The 20235-nt window shown below is 67.9% G+C and carries 24 protein-coding genes and 1 pseudogene; 17 read left to right on the top strand and 8 right to left on the bottom strand.

From position 1 onward, the window contains the following. Positions 1 to 6 precede the first annotated feature (6 nt). The 3 genes from ACSHXC_RS00545 to ACSHXC_RS00535 form a co-directional block, all read right to left on the bottom strand. On the bottom strand, positions 7 to 156 hold the full coding sequence (locus tag ACSHXC_RS00545; RefSeq protein ID WP_438289597.1) for a hypothetical protein: 150 nt from the start codon (positions 154 to 156) through the stop codon (positions 7 to 9). After that, on the bottom strand, positions 129 to 617 hold the full coding sequence (locus tag ACSHXC_RS00540; RefSeq protein WP_438289596.1) for a hypothetical protein: 489 nt from the start codon (positions 615 to 617) through the stop codon (positions 129 to 131). Before ACSHXC_RS00540 ends, ACSHXC_RS00545 begins: the two co-directional genes overlap by 28 nt. Before the next feature lie 545 nt (positions 618 to 1162). After that, complete coding sequence (locus ACSHXC_RS00535; protein ID WP_438289595.1) at positions 1163 to 2134, bottom strand: hypothetical protein; 972 nt, start codon at positions 2132 to 2134, stop codon at positions 1163 to 1165. 443 nt (positions 2135 to 2577) lie between these two features. Here ACSHXC_RS00535 and ACSHXC_RS00530 point away from each other — a divergent pair, with 443 nt between their 5' ends. From ACSHXC_RS00530 to ACSHXC_RS00505, 6 genes are all read left to right on the top strand, one after another. Then, positions 2578 to 2790 (top strand): hypothetical protein, encoded by a 213-nt coding sequence (locus ACSHXC_RS00530; protein WP_438289594.1) that lies wholly within the window; start codon positions 2578 to 2580, stop codon positions 2788 to 2790. Between the two features lie 27 nt (positions 2791 to 2817). After that, positions 2818 to 3198: a restriction endonuclease gene (locus tag ACSHXC_RS00525; protein ID WP_438296362.1), complete on the top strand. Its 381-nt coding sequence runs from the start codon at positions 2818 to 2820 to the stop codon at positions 3196 to 3198. A 531-nt stretch (positions 3199 to 3729) separates the two neighbouring features. Beyond that, positions 3730 to 3894, top strand: a complete 165-nt coding sequence (locus tag ACSHXC_RS00520; protein ID WP_438289593.1) for a hypothetical protein — start codon at positions 3730 to 3732, stop codon at positions 3892 to 3894. A 167-nt stretch (positions 3895 to 4061) separates the two neighbouring features. Continuing rightward, positions 4062 to 5240, top strand: coding sequence for a helix-turn-helix domain-containing protein (locus tag ACSHXC_RS00515; RefSeq protein ID WP_438289592.1), 1179 nt, complete (start codon positions 4062 to 4064; stop codon positions 5238 to 5240). Positions 5241 to 5273: 33 nt separating this feature from the next. Further along, positions 5274 to 5693 carry a hypothetical protein gene (locus ACSHXC_RS00510; RefSeq protein ID WP_438289591.1) on the top strand — a complete coding sequence of 140 codons (420 nt, stop codon included), beginning with the start codon at positions 5274 to 5276 and terminating at the stop codon, positions 5691 to 5693. A gap of 450 nt (positions 5694 to 6143) precedes the next feature. After that, positions 6144 to 8345: an eCIS core domain-containing protein gene (locus ACSHXC_RS00505; RefSeq protein ID WP_438289590.1), complete on the top strand. Its 2202-nt coding sequence runs from the start codon at positions 6144 to 6146 to the stop codon at positions 8343 to 8345. Between the two features lie 101 nt (positions 8346 to 8446). Here the strand turns inward: ACSHXC_RS00505 and ACSHXC_RS00500 are convergent, their stop codons facing one another. Continuing rightward, positions 8447 to 8917, bottom strand: coding sequence for a hypothetical protein (locus ACSHXC_RS00500; protein ID WP_438289589.1), 471 nt, complete (start codon positions 8915 to 8917; stop codon positions 8447 to 8449). A gap of 394 nt (positions 8918 to 9311) precedes the next feature. Here ACSHXC_RS00500 and ACSHXC_RS00495 point away from each other — a divergent pair, with 394 nt between their 5' ends. Together ACSHXC_RS00495 and ACSHXC_RS00490 are read left to right on the top strand one after the other, a co-directional pair. Continuing rightward, the gene (locus tag ACSHXC_RS00495; protein WP_438289588.1) at positions 9312 to 9698 is read left to right on the top strand and encodes a hypothetical protein; all 387 of its coding nucleotides are present in this window, start codon (positions 9312 to 9314) and stop codon (positions 9696 to 9698) included. 24 nt (positions 9699 to 9722) lie between these two features. Continuing rightward, on the top strand, positions 9723 to 10010 hold the full coding sequence (locus ACSHXC_RS00490) for a hypothetical protein (RefSeq protein ID WP_438289587.1): 288 nt from the start codon (positions 9723 to 9725) through the stop codon (positions 10008 to 10010). A gap of 214 nt (positions 10011 to 10224) precedes the next feature. Here ACSHXC_RS00490 and ACSHXC_RS00485 read toward each other — a convergent pair whose 3' ends face one another. Next, the gene (locus ACSHXC_RS00485; protein ID WP_438289586.1) at positions 10225 to 10722 is read right to left on the bottom strand and encodes a hypothetical protein; all 498 of its coding nucleotides are present in this window, start codon (positions 10720 to 10722) and stop codon (positions 10225 to 10227) included. A 602-nt stretch (positions 10723 to 11324) separates the two neighbouring features. Here ACSHXC_RS00485 and ACSHXC_RS00480 point away from each other — a divergent pair. The 5 genes from ACSHXC_RS00480 to ACSHXC_RS00460 all read left to right on the top strand — a co-directional run bounded on the left by ACSHXC_RS00480 (position 11325) and on the right by ACSHXC_RS00460 (position 14859). Then, positions 11325 to 12008 (top strand): hypothetical protein, encoded by a 684-nt coding sequence (locus ACSHXC_RS00480; protein WP_438289585.1) that lies wholly within the window; start codon positions 11325 to 11327, stop codon positions 12006 to 12008. 904 nt (positions 12009 to 12912) lie between these two features. After that, a complete protein-coding gene (locus ACSHXC_RS00475) occupies positions 12913 to 13155 on the top strand; it encodes a hypothetical protein (protein ID WP_438289584.1) in 243 nt (80 codons plus the stop codon). Between the two features lie 64 nt (positions 13156 to 13219). Next, entirely contained in the window at positions 13220 to 13507 is a 288-nt protein-coding gene (locus ACSHXC_RS00470; protein WP_438289583.1) for a sigma factor-like helix-turn-helix DNA-binding protein, read from the top strand. 171 nt (positions 13508 to 13678) lie between these two features. Next, positions 13679 to 14212: a hypothetical protein gene (locus tag ACSHXC_RS00465; protein ID WP_438289582.1), complete on the top strand. Its 534-nt coding sequence runs from the start codon at positions 13679 to 13681 to the stop codon at positions 14210 to 14212. Positions 14213 to 14433: 221 nt separating this feature from the next. Then, positions 14434 to 14859, top strand: coding sequence for a hypothetical protein (locus tag ACSHXC_RS00460; RefSeq protein ID WP_438289581.1), 426 nt, complete (start codon positions 14434 to 14436; stop codon positions 14857 to 14859). A 365-nt stretch (positions 14860 to 15224) separates the two neighbouring features. Here the strand turns inward: ACSHXC_RS00460 and ACSHXC_RS00455 are convergent, their stop codons facing one another. Continuing rightward, the gene (locus tag ACSHXC_RS00455; protein ID WP_438289580.1) at positions 15225 to 15404 is read right to left on the bottom strand and encodes a hypothetical protein; all 180 of its coding nucleotides are present in this window, start codon (positions 15402 to 15404) and stop codon (positions 15225 to 15227) included. Between the two features lie 165 nt (positions 15405 to 15569). On the opposite strand from ACSHXC_RS00455, the gene ACSHXC_RS00450 reads away from it, so the two are divergent. Further along, positions 15570 to 15791, top strand: coding sequence for a transposase (locus ACSHXC_RS00450; RefSeq protein ID WP_438289579.1), 222 nt, complete (start codon positions 15570 to 15572; stop codon positions 15789 to 15791). A gap of 147 nt (positions 15792 to 15938) precedes the next feature. Here ACSHXC_RS00450 and ACSHXC_RS00445 read toward each other — a convergent pair whose 3' ends face one another. Together ACSHXC_RS00445 and ACSHXC_RS00440 are read right to left on the bottom strand one after the other, a co-directional pair. Next, the gene (locus ACSHXC_RS00445) at positions 15939 to 16454 is read right to left on the bottom strand and encodes a hypothetical protein (RefSeq protein ID WP_438289578.1); all 516 of its coding nucleotides are present in this window, start codon (positions 16452 to 16454) and stop codon (positions 15939 to 15941) included. Between the two features lie 424 nt (positions 16455 to 16878). Beyond that, on the bottom strand, positions 16879 to 17115 hold the full coding sequence (locus ACSHXC_RS00440; protein WP_438289577.1) for a hypothetical protein: 237 nt from the start codon (positions 17113 to 17115) through the stop codon (positions 16879 to 16881). 350 nt (positions 17116 to 17465) lie between these two features. On the opposite strand from ACSHXC_RS00440, the gene ACSHXC_RS00435 reads away from it, so the two are divergent. The 3 genes and pseudogenes from ACSHXC_RS00435 to ACSHXC_RS00425 all read left to right on the top strand — a co-directional run bounded on the left by ACSHXC_RS00435 (position 17466) and on the right by ACSHXC_RS00425 (position 19861). Then, positions 17466 to 18080, top strand: a complete 615-nt coding sequence (locus tag ACSHXC_RS00435) for a hypothetical protein (RefSeq protein ID WP_438289576.1) — start codon at positions 17466 to 17468, stop codon at positions 18078 to 18080. A gap of 40 nt (positions 18081 to 18120) precedes the next feature. Then, positions 18121 to 19100 (top strand): annotated as a pseudogene (locus tag ACSHXC_RS00430) (IS630 family transposase); the annotation flags it as partial. 599 nt (positions 19101 to 19699) lie between these two features. Beyond that, positions 19700 to 19861, top strand: a complete 162-nt coding sequence (locus ACSHXC_RS00425) for a hypothetical protein (protein ID WP_438289575.1) — start codon at positions 19700 to 19702, stop codon at positions 19859 to 19861. Positions 19862 to 20235 lie beyond the last annotated feature (374 nt).

The following is a 20235-nucleotide window of genomic DNA, read 5'->3' as shown; positions in this document are numbered from 1 at the left end:
CTGAGCTCAGTCCGCCGAGGCGAGGTAGTCCTGTTCGGCGGCGCGGACGCGTCGCTGTTCCCGGTCGTGGCGGACGATCTGGACGACGAAGTGCAGGGTGCCGAGGGCGATGACCACGTACACGGCCGTCAGCGAATGCTCGAAGGCCTGGTCCACCGCGGCCCCCCCCGTTCGTCGGGCGTCTGCTGCCGGTCGTGGGCCGCCGCCCGGGTGATGGTGACGGTCGGCCAGGCCATCAAGCACAGGAAGGCGGCACCGAACCACAGGGCACCCACGGCGGTGGGACTCCACAGGCGGCGTGCGACCGGCAGCCCGAGGCCGGTGCACATCGCGCGGGTTGCGGCGTCGGCACGCCGGGCCGCGCCCCCTTTAGCTATCTGGCAGGCTCCGCTGGCCAGGAGCAGTGGCACGCTGAGGACGCCCGTGAGGAGCGAGGTGGCGTCGAACAGCGCGAGCGTCATCAGCACGGCGAACGCCAGCAGGAACAGAGTCCAGGAAAGTACGCCCCACCGCTCGGCCCACAGCCGGTCGGCGCCACGGCGCCACTTCGTCCAGCACCGCCAGGTGATTGCGGCCGTACCACTCCAGAGCACCGTGTACACCAGCACTGCCCGCACGGGCACCTCCCCCATAGACTCTCCGCCCCCGCCCCTCCCGGGACCCGTCACCTTACGGCTGGCCCCACGAGCCGGGCCCGGTGGCTTCCGGGTCCTCGGTCAGCCCCGGCCCCGGTCCCAGGGAATCGGATAGGTCACCGTCGGCTTCGGCCTGGCCGGCGGTACCTGCGATCCGGGTAACTTCACCGGATATACCGTGCTGTTCTGTGGGCGTGGGGTGTTTCCCCCACCGCCCGCGGCGGGCATGGTGCCTGCCCCCGCGGCCACCACGAGGGCGATCACGAGAATGGCCAGCTGCTGGCGCCCGCCGGCCGCCCAGCGTGAATGCTGACGGACCGTGTGACCACCGCGTATGTGCTCACTTACCTTCGGCATGGGTGTGCCTCCCCTGTTTGCTGCGCCCGTTCCGTGCGCAGCAGACATGCAAGCACCCGGCACTGACAACACGTCAGGAATCGATCACTGGTGGTGGTTCCGTCGTACGGCCCGGATCGGCTGCGGCCGTGTTCCGCACCGGCCGGGGGAGGGGCGGGCTGTGCCGGGGTTCAGGGGCCATGGGGCGGGCTGCCGCCCTGGCGAGCCCGGCTGGTGCGGTCGAGGACGGAGGAGATCAAGGTCCAGGTGTTGGTCGCCTTGGCAGCGGCCACGGCGCTGTACAAGAGGACCAGGCCGAGCGGTGCCATCGCGGCTTCCCCGGATACGCCCATCGTCCTGGTGAGGACGAACACGGCCACGGCGCCGCTGGCCGCCACCGTGGCGCCCACCAGCAACAGGCGCAGCCAGCGCCCCCGTTCGGGGCCGGGATCCGGCGGCAGGTCGGCTTCCGCCAGGAGCTCCCCGTACAGGCCCCGGGCCTGCGCGGTCGCGGTCGCGAGTGCGTAGCCGGACAGTCGGCGCAGGGCCGCGTCCCGCTCCGCGGTGACGAGGGCGTCCAGGGGTTCGGCCAGCTGTCGGCGGACCCGTCGGGCGTGGGCGATGAGGGCGGCGCGGCCGCCGTACCAGGGCACTCCGGCGGCCCAGCGGGCGTTCTTGCGCAACTGGTTGCTCAGCAGCCTGACGGTCCGGTGGATGTCGCCGATGCTCTCTGCCCGCTCCCGCCCGATGGCCGCGCCCGCCAGCCGGCCGCACGCAGCCACCACGTCCAGTGTCGTGGAGATCAGGGCATCCTCACTCCGTTCCGGGACGCCCATGCCACGGTCGACGACCTGGTTCATCAGGGTGATCACGGCGAAGAACCCGGCCGCGCCCCAGAAGTAGAGCGGGGCGTGGACGAACACGCCGTCCAGGGAACGGTGCTGTGCGTCGGCGGCGATCTGAAAGCCCCCGGTGATCAAGACGTAGGCGAGCAGCCCCAGCCCGAATGCGCGCCCCAGGACCGATCCGGTGAAGGCCGCGTGGGAGGCGAGCGGCGACCGGTCCGGGCGCCGGTAGGCGCCCCTGATGTCGTCCCACGCCACGTCCGGGAAGTCCGGGAAGTGGCGCACCGCGTCCTCGGCCCGGCCGATCCGTCGCTCCACAACGGACCAGTGCCAGGCCCGCACACGATCCCGCCACCGACCAGGGGTCACAGGTAACGCAACCACCGCTCTTTCCCCCTCCACGGACTTCTACGGCGGCACAAGTTCGATCATCTGTCGCAATCTAATCCTCACGACACGTGAGGACACAGTGGTTACACCAGCCAACTCCGATCTCATGCAGTCACATTGAGAACAGGTGCTCATCAACTGCGCAAACCGGAAAGGGGTTTCGCAGGTGGCCCGGCCGAACCCGTGCGCTGCTGGCAAGCCCGCAGATCAAGACTGGAGGCAGCGCCGACAGGACAGCGAGGCTCTCTTGCCGAGGCTCGTGGGGGCTTCCAGACTGCGATCACAGTCGGGGCGAGCGGGGGCGTGATGGCAGCACGGCGACGGCGTATGCCGAAGCGGACGCGCAGACAAGGCAGGGCTGGAGCTCGGTCGTGGGGGCGGCCGCAGTGGTGTGGCTGGTCGGGCACTGGGCGTCGGTGTGGCCTGTCCTGGCCACTGTGCTCGCCGTGGCGGTGGCGGGCGGGGCCGGCTGGGTACTGTGGCGCGCGCACCGCACCGCGGTGGGCCAGGACCGGCGATTGCGGGCGCAGGAGGAGGCGAAGGCACGGGAGTTGTCGATGGCGCAGGTCGACGCTCTGTCGTGACAGGACTTCGAGACCTACGTCGCCGACCTGTGCCGCCGCGACGGCTGCACCGAGGTCGTCGTCAGCGGCAAGAGCGGCGACCTGGGTGCCGACGTCGTCGGCTACCTGGCCGACGGCCGCAAACTCGTGATCCAGTGCAAGAAGTACGCGCCGCACCGCAGCGTGTCCTCGCAGGACATGCAGAAGTTCGTCGGCACCGCGCGCCTCGAACACGGCGCGGACGTCGCCCTGTTCGTCACCACCTGCCGCACCTTCACGAAGGCCGCCCTCGGCCTGGCCGTGCGCCAGGACATCGTGGCTCTCCACCGTGATCTGCTGGGGGCCTGGGTCAAGGGCGCCCATGTGGAATCGCTGATCCCGCTGAACGGAAGCGGCGGCGGCCCGAGGAGGCAGGCGCCGCCAAGCTGAGGTGTCTCACATGGCCACCATGCGCAGGGCCTGACAAGAGCGCGTGGCCTGGACCGGCTGCCGCGTATTCATGGGGCGCCTTCTGAAGGTGCCACGATCCGTGACAACTGCTCCGTAGGCGATCGATGTGGGGCATCATCGGATCGTTCACTTCTGCATCTGATCGAATGTGAAAGAGCCTGCCTGTACTGGCTAGTTGGCGCGAGAGAGAGGGTTTGCGCGGCGAGGGATGGTCGTCTCCGGCCATAACGCTCCGTGCGCGTGGCGTGGCGGTGGGAGGCAGAAGTAGTGTCCGGTTGCCGGTGCGGTGCACCGGTGAAAAAGACAGTGACCCTGGCGGGGCCTACCAAACCGAGCCAGGGCCTGTCGATCACACAAATGCCGGTCCCCGGCACGAACGACTCCCTCGGAGAGGACTTCGCCATGTCTGTGAACCGATCAGTAAGCCAGAGCCTGTTAGGGCCACTGGCGCACGGTGCCGAAGCTATCATCCCGCCCTTCGCTGCCCGGGAAACCTGTGGCGGCGATGACTTGACGGTCACCGTCGGCGGCAGTCTCTTCCTCGCGGTCCTGGTCCTGCCCCTTGTCGTCATCACCGGGATGCCGGGCGAGTGGAGCGTGCCGCTGGCGACGGTGTTCGTGACGGCGGCCGCACAGCGTACGTACGTCTCCTACCGGCGAGTTCGCCTGAACTGACCCGATCCGCCGTCACCGTCGGGTGCCGAGGCCGCCGAGCGCGGCCCCGGCACCCGACGAGTCGACGTTGCGCGGACGGCCAGTGAATTTGCTGCAAAACCGGCTGGGGACGACCACCCCGGCCCCCGTAAACATCTGCCCGCATTTCCCCCGGAAGGGGCTCAGTCATGGCAGCTGGCGCGTTCAGGAACGCCACGTGCCCGCAGTGCGGTACGCCCTTTCGGCAGGAGCGCAAGCAGGGCCGCCCCTATCTCTACTGCTCCCCGGGGTGCAAGGCGTCAGCAAGCCGGCGGAGCAAGGCGCCCGCACTTGGGAGCAGCCCGTTTGACGACGATCTGCAGGCGGTCGGCGAGGACATCGACCAGCTGGCCAACGACCTGCTGGCCGCGATCCAGAATGGTGCGACCCCGCATGAACTGCTGTGGCACGGAGCCGCGCTGCACCGCAGCCTGCAGACCCTCACGGCGCTGAACATCGGCCGCGGCCGGGCACGCGGCCAGACCTGGGACCAGCTCGGCGCACCTCTCGGACTCAGCGGTGAACGGCTGCGCAAGAAGTGGCCGATGAGCATGATCACGCGCCGCCTCGACACCTACCGGGCTTCCCGCGCCGGCCGCCAGGCCGCCCCGCCCGCAGTCCCCCCGACGGTTCCGTCCCAGCGCCGCCCGCCCACCGAGGAAGCGGACGCGGACAACGACAACGACACCGCGACCGCTGCCTCCGACACTGGCACTGCCCCGTTCGCCGCCCAGACCCCGCCGCAACAGCTCGCCAGCGCCCTCTCCTTTCTGCAACGCCGCACGGGCAAGCCGCTCAGGCAGACCGCCGCCGAGACCGGCATCTCCCCCTCCCACCTCTCCCGCCTCCTCGCCGGGGCACGCCGCCCGTCCTGGACGGTCGCCAAGAACCTGGTCGCCGCATGCGACGGCAACCTGCACGAACTTCGCACCCTGTGGGAGAACGCCCACCGCCCCGTCCCCCTGCCCGCACTCCCACAGCCCGCTCCTCTGCCGGTACTCCCGCAGTCTGCCGCCCCGCCCAAGGAATCCGAAGCAGCCCGCATCCAGCTGCGCGACGCGCTCCGCGGCCTCTACCTCGCCGCCGACCGGCCCGACCTGTGGCGCATCCGCGCCGCCACCGCCAACACACTGACCATCGGCTACATTGCGCGCGCGCTGAACGCCCCTCACCTGCTGGGCTGGTCCGCCACGAGCCGCCTCGTCTTCGCCCTCGGCGGCCGCCCCGCCGACCTGCGCCCGCTCTGGCACACCGCGACCCGCCCCGCCCCGATGACCCCACCGTCCTCCACCACCCGGCCCCACCTCATGGCCGAAGCCTTCGGATAGCCCCGCCGACCCGCACCTCAAAGGGGAGGAACCATGCGCCTCACCCAATCCAGCCCTCCGCCCGCCGCCAGCACACCGGCACTCACGCTCCCTCCCGCCTTCGAAGCCTTCTACGCCACCCACCTCCGCTGCTACCAGGCCTACGCCCACGCCCACCTCGCCCGCGCGGACACCGCCGAAGCCGTCGTGCGCACTGCGTTCGGCGACCTCCTCGCACACTGGTCAGCCATCGTGGCCGCCCTCAACCCCACCGCCGAGGCATGGGCGCGCTACAGCGCCCACATCCGCCGCCACGCCCGCTCTCTTCCGCTGCAAACCGACTCCCGCCTCCAGTACCAGGCCGTCGTCCTCCGCGCCGTCGGCTGCTCGGTCGACGACACGGCCGCCACCACCGGCGAGGACCCCAGCAAGATCCGCCACCTGCTCCAGACCTGGCCCGGCCGGCCCCGCTAGCCGGATGCGTCGGCGATCAGAAGCGGTTTTGTCTGCCCGGGAGTGCCGGTCAGGGAAGGGGCGGGCCTGACTACAACATCCCGCATGCCCAAGAACTATCTGTTCGGCCGCAAGGCCACCTGATCTCCCGGTCCCGGGCCGGAGCCTCGGCTCTTGCCGAGGGCGCGGGCTGGTCGGCGGGATGGTCCAGTTGCTGCTGGCGGCGGCGCTGTTCGCCGCGGTGGTCTTCGACGCGCTGGGTGAACAGCTTCACTGCCTCGTCCTCCTGGTTGCGGCCGTGCGCCACGGTCGCGGCCAACTCCCGCTAACGCCGGGTACTTGGAGAGGTTAGAAAAGCGTTGGCGCCGCCTGAAAACCTCATGCGTTTCCCCACGGAGCCTCCGCCGATGTCCCCTGTCGGCCACGCTCCCCCGGCCCAGCACCGCGAGCAGCAGCTTGCGAGAGGACTCGATGCACTCCAACGACCAGGCCCAGGCCCAGACCACCGACGGTAAGAAGCCAGACCTTTCCGCCGCCAAGGCCTCCGCGCGGGGTGGTGGCATACCTGCCGGTCTCCTTGCCCTGCAGAGAACCGCCGGGAACGCGGCCGTCGTCCAGATGCTCCGGCAGGCCGGCCACGCCTGGGCTCAGCCGGAGCAGCACCAGCACGGCGCCAGCTGCGGGCACCAACAGCCCGGACAGGCGGCACAGCCCGCCGTGCAGCGCTCCGCCGTCCACGACGTCCTGCGCTCCGGCGGGCGTCCCCTGGACGACGCGACGCGTACGGACATGGAGGGCCGGCTCGGCGCGGACTTCTCCGACGTGCGTATCCACAACGACAGTGCGGCCAAGGCCTCCGCGGCAGAGGTCGGTGCCCGGGCCTACACCAGCGGCAACCATGTCGTCATCGGCGACGGCGGAAGCGACAAGCACACCCTCGCCCACGAACTCACCCACGTCATCCAACAACGCCAAGGCCCCGTCGCGGGCATCGACAACGGTGACGGGCTCAAGGTCTCCGACCCGTCCGACCGCTTCGAGAGGGAAGCCGAGGCCAATGCGCACCGCGTCATGAGCTCCGCGCCCGCGCCCCAGGCCGAGCCGGGGCACCACGTCGGTCCGGCTTCCGGGCAGGCTGGTGTTGTCCAACGGATGTGGTCCGGGAATAACTGGACGCCCGATGGCGACGGGGACATCCATATGGACTCCCAACAGACAGCCCAATACAGCCAGTCGAGTTTGGGTTCAAGCACTCCAACCCCGTCTCAGTTCCAGTCGCAGTCCTCGTCCCAAGCCACCAGTTCATTCCCCTATTTTGACTACACGCCCAGCCAATCGTCGCAAGAGCGCCAAGAGAACGTCCCCCTGGACGACCGACGCCTACAGGCTGAAGCAATGACCGACATGCACACCATGTTCATTGATTCCATCCACGAGGGGGGAGCAGGCGGCGTAATGGCCACCAAGCCTAGATTCGCCCTAAATCAGCTTCCTTATGGTTTGCCTCAACTTCCGGATGGGTCAATCCCCGGCGTAACGCTGCTGAGGCGGGTCGACTGGGTGGAAGTTAATCCTAGAACGCGAACGGGCGCCCTTCAGTCAAGGTTCCCGGCAACTTATCAGTCCGATTATTTCACCTACAAGATAAATCTAATAAACGACTTCTCTTCGCTATCGTATATCGATTGCTCTAAACCGTTCGAGGTGATCAATCAGAGCCCCCGATCGAACGGCAGGGGATCACAGGGGAGAGCCTACCTCTATGGCCGCCGGTGGGCATTGAATCCCGACTTCTGGGCGGGTCGGCTTGAGGATCCGGAAGAATTTATAACAGCCCACAAGATGGACCTGTCCATGCGGGATGACGATCCTGACCCCAACTTGTTCGAGGCGCTGCCGACTTCAGACGACCAGCCGTTTATTTTCTACAAACAGACAGGCATGGACGACGACCGATTTGTGGGCGATAGCCGCGATTTTGGAACGGAGCAGGAATTCGATATGGATTACTCCCGGCAAGAAATACACGACCCTAGTTCGGTGCGACGCCAGCAGGGGAACTCCGTCCCTCCCGGCAGCTCCCGTGCTGGGCGAAGCACCGCCACGGCGATGGGCGGAACTCAGGCGCACCAGTGGATGGATCACACAGGGGGTTCAGGCGGCAGGCAAGGCACTCTGGCCCGGTACGAGTGGTGCCATCTGATCGGGGACGGCGACAGCGGCCCGAACGTTCCCGGCAATCTCGTGGTCGGCACAAATGCCGTCAACACGGAGCAGCTGGCAATGGAGACGGGATTGCGCCGCTATCGCGCCCAACTGGCCAATGAAGGGCTTGCGATCGAGCTGGACGTAAAGGCGACAATGAAGAACGCGAGCGAGCAGGGGCCAGGCGGGAACCCTCCTCTCGCCCTCTCGCCCTCCTACCCCCTCCAAGCGGACTGGATCAGCTACAAAATCAGCATCGTTGGGAACGATATTAGAAATTCCAGGTTCCGGCAGGAGCTTCATCGGCAGATCATGGACGCGGAACGGGGAACAATCACGGAAGACGAATTCACCTACCTTCAAAATAAGGTGGAGAACGCAATAAAAGATTTCATCGAAGAAACACTGAACAAAGAACCCGAGGCGGACGACGTGGACAGCGATGTGGAGCCCGATGGCGAGGACTGACCGCCAAGTGTCCTGGGGAATTCCAACTGGCACCCGCGGAGAGCGGGTCGTCCCCGGCCCGCGTCCTGACGCCACCGGCGCCGCGGAGGGACGCATCATGGTCAACCGTCGGCGTTGACGGCGCCCCGTTCGTACCGGACGAAGGCTTCCCCCAGGCGCTTTCTGAGCTCGCCCACCCAGTTCTTGTCCGCCCCGAGCATCGGAAAGTAGTCCTGGCCCACCGGGGTCGGTTCCAGGGAGGAGGCGAACTCGTTGGGCGCCCCGCCCCGGAAGTCCTGCCACACCCGTACGACGGTTGCGTTCTCCAGGAGCAGGATCGGGGAGTCGTAGCAGATTTCGGTCTCGGGGTGTACGCCTTCCACGGAGGCCAGGAGCCAGCAGCGGTGGTGCTCGGTGATCGTGTAGCGCTGGCTGTCGCGGCCGCGGTACCGGCCGAATGCGGACTGGCGCATCCTGCCGAAGATCCCGCCTTCGTCCGGGCTCAGCTGCTGGACCGCTTCGGCCGGCAGCTCGGCGGCCTCCTTGCGCTCCTGCTCCTGCCGTTCGGCGCGTTGCTGCCGATGGGTGTCCATCCACTCGGCCCGATACCGGGCTGCACGTATCGCATCGTCACGGCCCGTGGAGGTGAGAGTATCGACGGCCACTGACAGGACGGGGCCAACAAGCCATCACAAGCGGGCAGTTCGCGATCGCGTCGTCGGCCAGGAGACGCTCGTATGCAGGCCCGACGCCGGCCAGAGAGCTACGGTGAGTGCTCGTACCTGACTGTCCGGCAATTTCAGTAAGACGGCAGCCCGTCAGTCGGTTTCCCGTCAGCATGGACGAATGCCAACCTCGCGTGAGCCTGCCATGGACCTATTCCGCGCCTCGCTTGATCCGGCCTCCCGCACAGCGAAGAGCAAGCCTGAGTCCCCAGCGGTCCAAGTCGTATCCCGCGCGGCCGAGGCCGATATGGCCGCAGGCGGGATGGACAACGGGCTCCTGCTGGCCACCTGCTCCGCCGTCGCCAGCAGCGGTCTGACGCTCATGCTCGCCGAGCACCGCGGCCAGACTCCCGAGCAGTTCTTGGACCGCTTCGCCGAGGTTCAACGCGAACTCGACCCCGAGGGAGCCGACGAGCTGGACCTGACTCCGCTCATGCGCAGCCTGTTCCTCGACGACCGAATGGAAAGCTCCGTGCAGATCTTCGCCAAGACATGGGCTGAGGACCAAGCGAAGTTCCTCGACATGATCCTGGAGTTGGGGAGCTACGCCGCCACCTGCATCGAGTTCCTCGACGCTTTGAAAGCCAGCACGGTCGAGGAAACCCTCGATGACCTCGACGCCATGCTGCGCCAGTTCGTCGGCGCCTGACGGCCTACTCCCCGGAGGCGAGAGATGGCTCTTCCTCGACCAGCCAAGTCCGAGTCCCGCGAAGCCCCGGCCGCGCAGCCTGCTCGGCTGAAACTGCACCAGCACGCCGTAAAGGTGGAGACGACCAGCTGCGCCCGCATGCCAAACGAGTGGGAGATTCGACAGCTCGGAGTTCCGTCAGATACGGCATGCTTCGAAACCGAGCGCATCTACCGCGATGCGCAGGGCAAGGTCGTGGAGCGGACCATGACCATCGACTACAGCAACATCCCGCGCTCCGACCTGGCGTTCGACGGCGGCCAGTGGACATAGACAACGACACCAGTGACGACGGCCACCAGGGAGAGGACGGTGAACGCCTGGGCGCCCGCTCGATACGGTTCAGCCAGTGCCGTCGGGCGAGTCGGTCTCGCGCCGCCAGCACCGGGTTGCCGCTGTTGTCGCTCACGAAGGGGAACTGCTCGTCAGCCGCCCATACCCGGGCAGGTGCAGGATCATCCAGACTCCGGGCCACCACGACAGCCGATCAGCGGGCGAACGCTTCGGTCAGCCGGACGCTGTAGCCCTGCTCTTCCATCAGGACGACCGTGACACCGAACGGATCCGGGTGGTTGAGTTCGAAGGGGGTGAAGGCGAAGTTCACCGCGGCCTGGATGGGCGGCACCAGCTCGCCGCCGGGCTGCGGCGGCGGGGCCGGCCTCCAGTCGGGCGCGACTGATGCCCAGCCCTCAGGGCTGCGGGCCAGGAGTTCCTCGTCGTACGGGAACCGGTGCAGCTCGTGCCCGGCCGCGGTGGCGCGCACCATGTTCAGGCACGGCGCCGAGCCGACGACCGGCAGCTCACAGGCGGTCGCCACGTCATGGGTCTCCCACGCCAGGACGACCTCGTCCGCCCTCGCGGCCGCGGCAACGTTCGCGAGTTCCGCGATCCGGTTGAGTGTGTCCTCGCCCACCTTGATCGGGCGGACCCAGATCAGGCCGACGAGCTCACCGCGAACCAGCGGCATGATGACCGGGCGCGGCACTGCCCCCCCCGGCCCAGGCCCGCCGTGTACGCGCTCTTCACCGAGCCGACCAGCGCCGCCCACATCCGTGCCTCCACGAACTCTCCCCGCTCACAGGCCAGTTCACGATCACCGAAGACCCTGCCACGCGGGCCGCACCCATGTCAGCGGCTCACCAGCTCAAGGCCGAGGATCGCTCCGCGGCAGTGGCGTGAACAGTCGCTACCCGTTGCCCGAAGGTGAGTTGAGGATCGCCGTACCGGGCCCGAGTGTCAGGGTGGTGTGCTGGACTGGAGTACTGGCCTGCGAGCAGTCCGGGATGGGCTCGTACCGGGACGCTGGCCGCACCCATCGGACCGGTACGTACCCGGGAGACCGCCTCGCACGGCTCCCGGCGCGCGCTCGCCGGCCACCGGGGCCCCGCACCGCACGTGACCTACCGGCGCACCCCTCAGCGGGGGATTCCCTGTTGAGCCGGCCTTGGAGCCGGGCTGGCGTGGGCCCGCAGGAGACAGCCCCGGCGGGGCGACAGTGTTGGATGAACCTGCACCGTGCTCGTTGGCAGCGGTAGCCTGCGGTCAACGCCAGCGGAGGAGGGGATGATGGGGTCGTCGCGGTTTCCCATGCCGGATGCGTTGGGTCCGGTCGCGCAGGTGGAGTGGGATGCGCTGCGCTCGCTGAGCCGTTCCTGTGTCTTCCTGCGGTCGGAATGGGAACTGACCCGTGCTCAGTCCGCCCGGCTGATGGCCCAGGTCGATGTGGTGGACGATCTCACGCCGGACCTCCCCTTCGCCCACTACCGGCAGGCCGTGGACGAGATGTGCAACGCGGCACTCGCCTCCGAAAACCCTATCGGCGAGATCACCTGGCGGCACGCGAGCGCGAGCGCCATGGCCGGCTTCGCTGTCCTGCACCGCCTGGTCAAGGGAGCCCCGGCGCTGACCGTTGCGGAGTTGAAAGAGCTGGGCGGGCAAGAGCCCACACTCGGGCAGATGTGTGAGGCGTTCTCGGTGCCGGCCAGCGTGCTCCTGGTCGCGCGTGAGCACAGCATGTGGCTGCCGTATGACGAGCTGCGCGAGCGCCTGCTCGCCGGGCTGCGCGGGGCCCGCCTCGACCTCACCAGCTCCCGGACCGGTACGCCGTTCACCACCGAGGCCAACGTCGACGGGGTGCGGCTGTCCGCCGCCTCGCGCCTGGGCGGCGAGCCGCTGTGGGAGTACCTCGTGGAGCCCGTCCTCGACTTCGCCGAACAGATGCCGTACGAAATCGTGAGCTGGCTCGATCACAACGCAAGCCCAGGGGCGTAGCGGAAGGGGCTCACCGGACTGAGACATTGCGGCAGGGCCGGATCAAGCCAGGCATGGTGGTATCGGGAGCGTCGTCGGTGTCGGTGAGGAGTTGGTCCGCGGCCAGTCGGCGCAGCAGTTGGCCGGTGCGTTCCGGCCGGATCGCATGCGTGACCCGGGCCGGTGGCTGCTCGGGGTTGCACTCTCGCGCTGGGGCTGCGGACACTTCGACTGCGAGGCCGGCACCATGTGGTCGACCGGCCATCGCTGCGACGTGTGCGCCGACGTCATCGCCGACAAGTTCGCCGCCCGCCTGCGAGACCGCCGTAGCGCGCAGGGCCTGTGCCGCGAACACGGCCAGCGCCCCGGCGCTTTCGGAGTCTGCCCCGGCTGCGAGCCGACCAGCACGCCCACGCCACCGTCGCCGGGGGTGCCGCGGCCGCGAGGTGAGCGGGTCTGCTGCAGCCGCCGAAAGGTCATTCCGCGCGAGGTGCGGATCGTGATCGAGGGCCGGTGCGATGCGTGCTGGCAGGACCAGACCGCACCGGGCCCCAGCCCGGCGGATACCGGCGCGGCCCCGACGACGGGTTCCACAGCCGGTACAGCGAATCGACTGGCGCGGACTCGTGGCGCAGCACGCCAGCCGCCCGCATGGCGAGGAGGCTGCGTCGTGAACAGCCCGGCGAGCAGCACGACCCGCACGACGATCATGGACGACGGAAAGCAGGACCGATGGCGGGGATGTTCAACGACAGTCTGGAGCGGGCCGCGACCGGCCGCGGCGCGCGCATATGCGCCGGATGTGCGGTCGGTGCTACGGCGCCTGCTCGGCGCCGGGGTGCGCGTCGGAGCAGCCACTCTCATCGAGCGGCAGACGCCGGCGGCCCGCCCCCGGCGCCACCCCGCTGGACGAGGGGGAGCGGTGATGACCGAGCCTCCGCAGGACCCCGCGGAATACGCGACGCGCGAGCCGAGTGAGGCCCTGCCGCCCGAGTTCTGGGCGTACCACGCCCTGTACCACCAGCCCTACCTGGAGTACGCGCGCATCCAGCTGGGCGATGACGAGGCCGTACGCGGCCTGGTCGACGGAACGTTCATCTACCTGGCCGTGGTCTGGGCCACAGTCACCGAGCAGGAGAACGTCGGCTCCTACGCCTGGGCGCTGTAGGAATGGGTGTGGGCCGAGCTGGCGATGAAGGGCCGCGGCCGAGACGCTGGCCTTCGCCCGCGCCGTGCGCGCGGCCACCGACCCGATCCTGGACAGTTTCCGCGCGCAGTTCCGCCAGCAGGTTACGGAACTCGAGGACACCATGGGCCTGTTTGCCGCGATGGTGCGGCTCCCGGAGCGTCAGTTTGATGTCATTGTCCTCCAGTTCGCCCTGGACTTCGACACCAGGACCACGGCTCTGGTGATGGGGATCTGCGAGGCCACGGTCCGCTCCACCCGCCGTACCGCCAAGCGCCGGCTCGCCGCTGACATGGGGCTGGACGTCGACGAAGACACCGATGATGAGGAGTGATGGGCAGATGCGGCCAGCGCGCAGCATCGAGGAGGTCTTGGCCCGGCACGGGTCTTCGAAGGCGAGTACACCAGCAGGGACCTGGAGGCGTCCCGGCGCCGGATCACCCAGGAGCTGGGCGAGTTCAGGTGGCTGCAGCTCCTCGCCGGCCCGGGAACCGCCGGGATCGGCATGCCCCCTGCGCCCTCCACGAGCGGGCCGCCCGCGACCTGCACCCTGAGCCAGGGCATCGTCCACGACGGCGACGCCGCCCGGCGTATCGCCCGCTTCGACACCGCACGCGATCCCGGCGGCCCGCTCGCCTTCGCCTGCCTGCCGGTGCTCGCCGACAAAGAGGAAGGGGCCCAGTTCTGGTGGCAGTTCGCCCCAGGCGCGGGGAACGCAACCAGCGCCCTGTGCCTGTACCTGCTGCATCTACGGCGCGGCGAGCTCCGCGACGCCCAGTACTGGGCCCGGCAGCTCGCCCTGCTGCAGAGCGAGCCGTGCCAGTACATGCCGGTGCCGCACGAGGTTGTCACCGACGCCGGGACACCGATGAGCGTCAGCGTCCGCTACCAGTTACCCAGCGCCAACCAGGCCGTGCCGGAAGCCGCCGTCAAGGACGCCGTTGAGGACCTCGACATCGGCCAGTTCGACGACTTCGGCCCCATCCCGCAACCCGGACCTGATCTCGCCGACCAGTGGGCAGACCTCGTTGCCCCCTGACAGCCCGGGGCCGCGCCCAGGCTCGTAGGTGCAGGCAAGGCCCGGGAGCATCCCCCTAGCGCGTGAAGCCGGGGACACTGGGGCGGAGCAGCCCAGCGACACGCCCCGGGTCGCCGGTTCGAGGAGGCGTTTTTGTGGTTTCGGACCGCGGCGCCGTGTGGCGCCACTGCGTACGGCTCGGCCGTCACGTTCTGCCCCTCCTTGATCAGGAACCGTGGCGGGTGACCAAACGCCATGAACGCCTGCACGCCTGGGACATCGATCGGGACAAGGGCGAACGCCTCATCGCCACGTTCGGGGCCCTGGCCTTCCACGCGATCGTGTCCGATGCCGTCGTCACCGGGAGCCCGCGGACCATCGCCGCGCTGGACGGCATTCCCCTGGCCGCCGTGGCCGCTGCGACCACCGCCAAGCCGGACTTCGAAATCCTCGCCGCCATTCCGACCGAGCACACGGACCCGACCGAACAGGCGGACCTCAACTACTTGCGGCTGCTCACCTACCAGAGCGGCCGGACCGGCCTCTGGCTGCCCCGACTCAGAACAGAACTCCGCCACTCACTGACCACCCTCATGGGCCGCTCCCCCCTGGCCACCCCCACCTGTGCTGATCTCCGTACATGGGCGGCTCAGGCGAACCTGGCGTGAAGAAGCCTGCGCCCCTGCACCGGCCTGCCGTCGCGAAGAGCGATCGCCCTGCGGCCTGGTCCCAGGCCGCAGGGCGGGTGACGTGGTGATTCTGTCGGGGTTGATGGGAGCCACCGTCTCGCGGAGTTTGGGAGCCACTGGGGTCTCGCCGAGAGTGGGAGCCATCTGCGCCGAAAGGGTGGGATGTTGCGCTGACGGAGAGATGTCTGCGGGCTGAGCCATCTGGCCGCGTGACGATGGCGGTCGAGATCGCCGGAACACGGGTGCGAAGGAGCCTGGCATGGCCACCAGGTCGCCAAACGAGGTCTACGCGCTGCTGTACCCCGTTCCGGGCGCGCGCCCGTGCTGTTCTGACCGGGGCCCGGTCAGAGGATGTCTATGTCGATCAGTTTGTGCTCGCCCCCGTGGTGGTGCCACCAGAAACCGTCGTCGTCGGCCGCTACGCGAGGAGCGGGCTGTGGAGCCGCCTGCGCGGACGCGGCGGCGGGAACTATGACTGCGGCGGAAAGCGCGACCACAACGGTGGCGCGTCGTATGAGACTCACGATGAACTCCACATTGTCGGTGGATAAACCTGACAATTCCGACACTAGCTCGAACGTGTCATGTTGTCGCACTGAGTGGTCTAACGACTACTCCGCGCGCGGGGGTACGCTCTCCGCCTTCCGCTCAGTGTGAGATGTCCGTGATTGCAGGGGAAGTTGAGGTTCATGGGGTCCAAGCAACGGGCGTACACGCCAGAGTTTCGTGAGGGTGCTGTACGCATCGTGATCGAGACCGGGAGGCCGATCCCGGAGGTCGCCGAGGAGCTCGGCATCCACTCGGGCACGCTGCACAGCTGGGTGTCGCGGCGGCGGCGCAACGGTATGTCCGTCGGCGTCTCGCTCCTGCGCCAAGGCGCCCGCGAACTCATCGACGCCATCCCCCGCTGACACCAGGCCACGAGCGTCCGCAGCCGTGTCGCGGGCGCCCACCCGGACGGTCTACGCTCCCTCCCGGCTCGCGCCAGCATGGAGTGTGCGGGCAAGGCCCCGGTCCCCGTGACGGGACGCAGTACGGCCGGAGCCGCACCATCTCTATCACCCGCTCTCGCCCTTACCGCCACGCGCTGCCCGTCTCCGGGCCACGTATGGGGCGAGGTGCTCACCTAACTGCTGCTCGGCGTGGGCGTGTTCGTCTGCGGTCAGGGCGCGCCGCGCGCACAGTTCGGTGATTTCGACCTTGTACGTGCGGTAGTCCGAGTCGGGCCGGGGCTGTTCCTCCGAGTACCAGTGCCATCCGCGCAGGGTGGCCCGCCCGAGCTGCCGGTTGGCTTCGGTGAGGTCGCCGAAGTGGTGCAGGAACAGTTCGACCACATCACGGTCGAAGTCGAAGCGCGCCACGTCGCCGACCGTGCACCCCGAGCAGTCCTGCTCCGGCCCGGGGCAGGGGGCGAGCTGGTACTCGTAGCGCGGATACGTACGGCGTGGATGGGCACGGCGCTGGCGGTAGGCCCGGCCGACACCGCGCCGCTGGACCTCGATCAGCTCCTGCTTCTGGAGGCTGCGTACGGCCCGCCGTACGGCGGCACGCTGGGCGTCGCTCGGCTCGGCCACCTCGTGACAACGCAGGCGAGTTGGCTGACGGAGACCAGCAGCGGAGCGCCGTCGATCCTGCTGCGCCCGGCGGGTTCACTGCGCAGGTGGGCCAGTACGCCCGCTGCACTCTTCCCCAGCCGCGTGACATGGCCCCAGGGTCTCGTACGGGCTGGTCCTGGGCAACGCACGCTTACTGCCCGGTGGGGGCCATCGGCGTACCGGCGCAGCGGGCGCGTCTCCACCGGTACGGTCATCGCCACGGCACCAAAGACGGCACATACCACCGGACCCGGGGGCCAATGGGTGTGGAGAACGGGCCGGGGAACGCCACGTGGGGCGGCGAGTGGCGAAGGCACCTTCGGTGTCCACAGAAACCGAGAATGCCGGGCCGCCTGTTTCGGTGACCCGGCATCCTTAGTAGCTAATCAGAGCGAGACCCGTATCAGCAAGAGCCAGCCTTCACGGCAACGTACGGGCGGCACTTTCCGACCGGGTACGGTCCGGCAAGAGGGACGTTCTTCCACAGGACGTGGTTCGTGCACTTCTGAACCTGGCTGAGGTCGAGGCAGGCGTTAGGGTCGAAGGTCATGGCACTGGCTTCGTTGTTGTTGGCCGGCAGGGCGGCGAAGAGTGCGACGCTGAACAGTCCGGTCAGGACCGCAGCCAAAGTCTTGCGCATTTTATATCTCCCGTTTTCTGGCGCCATTCCTCTGGCGCCGGGAAATCATGCGATCACTAACGGAGTAATGTCAAAGGGTGGTAAATGTTTCCTATAGTGAAATCGATATCGCGAAAATGGTGCAAATTCGGCATAGCGACTTCTGGGGAGCTGGAGAAAAGGGATATTTCGGGAGCTCTGATGTTTGCGAGATGGTGAATCTTGCTCGCTGGTTCCAGTAGAATCTTCAGCGTTCTGAGATGCCGATCACGTTGCGACGATTCAAGATCATTTAGCGATCCGTGGCGCCCCGCCGGTCCTGCCCGGCTCGCTGTGGGCGAGCCGTGACCTAAAATGCGGCGCGTAGGTGCATGGCTGTAAAGGCCGAATGGAAGGGATGTCTCGTGAGGCAACACCACAGCCTGGGGCGCATCGGGGCTTCCCTTGCCCTGATGGCCTTTGTCGCGGCTTGCGGATCCGGAGCCAAGAAATCTGCCGATGTCTCAACTAAAGCTTCTGGCAGCGAAGTTACTATCGAAGGAAAGACCCCTTGCGTAGCCCTGGAGGGTGCGCAAACAACACTGAAGGTGCATGGCAAGTTCGAGGCGGTGGAGCCGCCCCTGGCCTCTCCGGGCGATGTCGCCCAGAGCTCCTGCTCCCTGGCGCCACAAGAGTGGGAACCGGGACGGACTCTGATGGTCACATTCGCCGATCAAGGTGCAGAGAACTGGCTGAAGTCCCAGGGCGTGACTCAGGCAGTGCGCCAGCAGAAAGCCGGTCGAACGCTATTCAAGGGGCAGCTGCCAAACCAAAACCTCAGCTGCTACAGCAGTATTGACGCACCGTCAGGCAAGAGTATCAACGTCCAGTTGTCTTCCATCGGAGGGCAAGGAGCCGCAAGTGGCAACCTCTGCGACGAAGCAGTCAACGTGGCGGGAGCCCTGGCAGCGAGTACGGGATTGAGCACGACCACCACGTCGTCATAGGCGATGCGAACGGCGGTTCGCCGCGTCGTCGATCTGATGCCGACTGATCTCGCGGTCGGTGCAACGGTGGCGCCGTGCCTGGGAATCAGGCGGGGAGACGGCTCTGTGCTCGAAGGGTTCGGCGGCCCGGCCGAAGCTGAGCGAGGCCCTGTTCGCAGTGCTGGAAGAGGAGTTGGACAAGGGGCCCGTCGCCCACGGCTGGGACGACCAGACCTGGACCCTGTCGAGGATCAGGACGCTGATCGGACGCCGGTTCCACAAGAGCCTGGCACTGTCGACCATCGCGCAGATGCTGCATCGGCACGGCTGGAGCCCCCAGGCCCCCGCCCGGCGGGCCGTGGAACGCGACGAAACGGCGATAGCCGGGTGGGTGAGGGACACGTGGCCGCAGGTGGAAACACCGCGGCGGCGCTCGGAGCCTTCATCGTCTTCGAAGACGAAGCCGGGTTCACGATGACGCCGCCCACCTCGCGCACCTGGTCCCGGCGCGGACACACACCCGTCGTGCGCGTCCGCGGCCGGTCCCGGCGACGCATCTCGGTGGCCGCACTGTGCTGCTACCGACCCGGTGAACGCTCGCGCCTGATCTACCGGCACCTGTCGCACAAGTCCAAGGACAGTACGACCAAGGCCGGACGACGCAGCTTCGCCTGGACCGACTTCCGCGATCTGCTGGTTGCCGCACACCATGACCTCGGTGCTCCAATTGTGTTGATATGGGACAATCTAAACACTCATCGTGCGGCCGGCATGCGCGAGTTCATCGCCGCGACGGACTGGCTCACTGCCTTCCACCTGCCCCCATACGCACCACACCTCAACCCCGTTGAGGGCATCTGGTCCCTGCTGCGGCGCAGTTCCCAGAGCAACACCAATTTCGCCGAGCAGGAACACCTGCTCCGTGCTCTGCGGCATGGCCTCCGAAAGATCCAGTACCGCAGACACCTCATCGAAGGCTGCCTCACCGGCACCGGACTGACGATCACAAACCATCCGACACCGCACCCGAAAGATCAGTAACCACCACCGCGCCCGCCGCGACGCCGCCGGGCCGCTCCCGTACGAGCAGTGGAAGAGCCGATGATGGCGTGGGCGATGCCTTCCGCCGTGTCCGGACCGGCCTGCGCCCAGGTCCGCAGGGAGGTCACGAAGATGCATCCGAGGGCCGATGAGGCATCAACGGCGGGGTGATTTCCTTGCTTTGAGGACGGGGCTGCGGCTTCCGGTTTCACCTACCTGCGCTGCGGACCCGTCCTGTTCGGCGGGCAGAGATCGCAGAGTTCGGGGATATCGCGTTCGCCGTGGGATCTTGCCCGGCAGATCGATGTGTCGGGCGTCCGTGCGGTGCATGCGCGGTCCGGCGCGGCCTGAAAGCCCTGGCCGTCCCGCGCCTCCACCCGGCGGGATGTGGACGATCCATCTCGGGACACCGAACGGCTACGTCCTCACCGCCTGGCTGCGATGAACGGCCCGGGCCAGGGTGTAGGCGCGGGCAGGCCAACCGGATCCGAACCGTACTTCTTCCGTACCGGCGGGTGTTGCTGGTTGAGGCGGGGCCGGGCAGCGGGGAGAGGCGGGGCGCAGGCCTTGCGTGGTGCGGGCCGGCCCTGGAGGGGGTAGTGGAGGGCCCGAATGAACCGGACGACGAGTTCGACGACGCGGAAGACGACGGTCTTCCTGTTCCGATCGACTGTGACGGGTGCGGCCGGGTGATGGAGCCTGGTCTGTTCGACGGCGATGACCTGCCGCTCACGGTGCTGCCGGACTCCTCGGGAGCGTGACGAACGGCTACGGTCCGCCCGCTGATCAGCGTCAAGGGGGCTGCAGCGCTCTGTTGCGAACGGGAGCGGCGCCGGCCGTGCTCGGCGCATACGGGGGTCCCGGTGCGCGCACAGCCCGCTGCTGCAGGATGTTCGTCCTGGGCACGGCGCCGGGCACTGCTCAACAAACCGCTCGGGCGTTATGTTCAATGCTGAGTCTTCCGTTCGTGCCGGTGACACCTGAATGATGAGGAGTGACGTGGGGGGGGCTTCCACCGCACGGCGCATCGGATGGTCCGGCAAACTGTGGCGCCGTGTGGCAGTCGCTGCGCGGCCGTGGCTGCTAGTGCTGTGACCGGGATGGTCCACCGTGATCGGAAGGCGGCTCGCGGGAC

It is taken from the genome of Streptomyces sp. HUAS TT7 (genome assembly GCF_051550175.1).
In the GTDB taxonomy this organism is placed as follows: Bacteria; Actinomycetota; Actinomycetes; order Streptomycetales; family Streptomycetaceae; genus Streptomyces.
This window is presented reverse-complemented; position numbering and strand designations above follow the sequence as displayed.

What these genes read in the sequence shown, in the direction of transcription:
- ACSHXC_RS00515 (WP_438289592.1), top strand. Translation starts at nt 4,062, where the DNA reads ATGGCAGCTGGCGCGTTCAGGAACGCCACGTGCCCGCAGTGCGGTACG.
- ACSHXC_RS00510 (WP_438289591.1), top strand. Translation starts at nt 5,274, where the DNA reads ATGCGCCTCACCCAATCCAGCCCTCCGCCCGCCGCCAGCACACCGGCA.
- ACSHXC_RS00505 (WP_438289590.1), top strand. Translation starts at nt 6,144, where the DNA reads ATGCACTCCAACGACCAGGCCCAGGCCCAGACCACCGACGGTAAGAAG.
- ACSHXC_RS00500 (WP_438289589.1), bottom strand. Translation starts at nt 8,917, where the DNA reads ATGGACACCCATCGGCAGCAACGCGCCGAACGGCAGGAGCAGGAGCGC.
- ACSHXC_RS00495 (WP_438289588.1), top strand. Translation starts at nt 9,312, where the DNA reads ATGGACAACGGGCTCCTGCTGGCCACCTGCTCCGCCGTCGCCAGCAGC.
- ACSHXC_RS00490 (WP_438289587.1), top strand. Translation starts at nt 9,723, where the DNA reads ATGGCTCTTCCTCGACCAGCCAAGTCCGAGTCCCGCGAAGCCCCGGCC.
- ACSHXC_RS00480 (WP_438289585.1), top strand. Translation starts at nt 11,325, where the DNA reads ATGCCGGATGCGTTGGGTCCGGTCGCGCAGGTGGAGTGGGATGCGCTG.
- ACSHXC_RS00475 (WP_438289584.1), top strand. Translation starts at nt 12,913, where the DNA reads ATGACCGAGCCTCCGCAGGACCCCGCGGAATACGCGACGCGCGAGCCG.
- ACSHXC_RS00465 (WP_438289582.1), top strand. Translation starts at nt 13,679, where the DNA reads ATGCCCCCTGCGCCCTCCACGAGCGGGCCGCCCGCGACCTGCACCCTG.
- ACSHXC_RS00450 (WP_438289579.1), top strand. Translation starts at nt 15,570, where the DNA reads ATGGGGTCCAAGCAACGGGCGTACACGCCAGAGTTTCGTGAGGGTGCT.
- ACSHXC_RS00440 (WP_438289577.1), bottom strand. Translation starts at nt 17,115, where the DNA reads ATGCGCAAGACTTTGGCTGCGGTCCTGACCGGACTGTTCAGCGTCGCA.
- ACSHXC_RS00435 (WP_438289576.1), top strand. Translation starts at nt 17,466, where the DNA reads ATGGCTGTAAAGGCCGAATGGAAGGGATGTCTCGTGAGGCAACACCAC.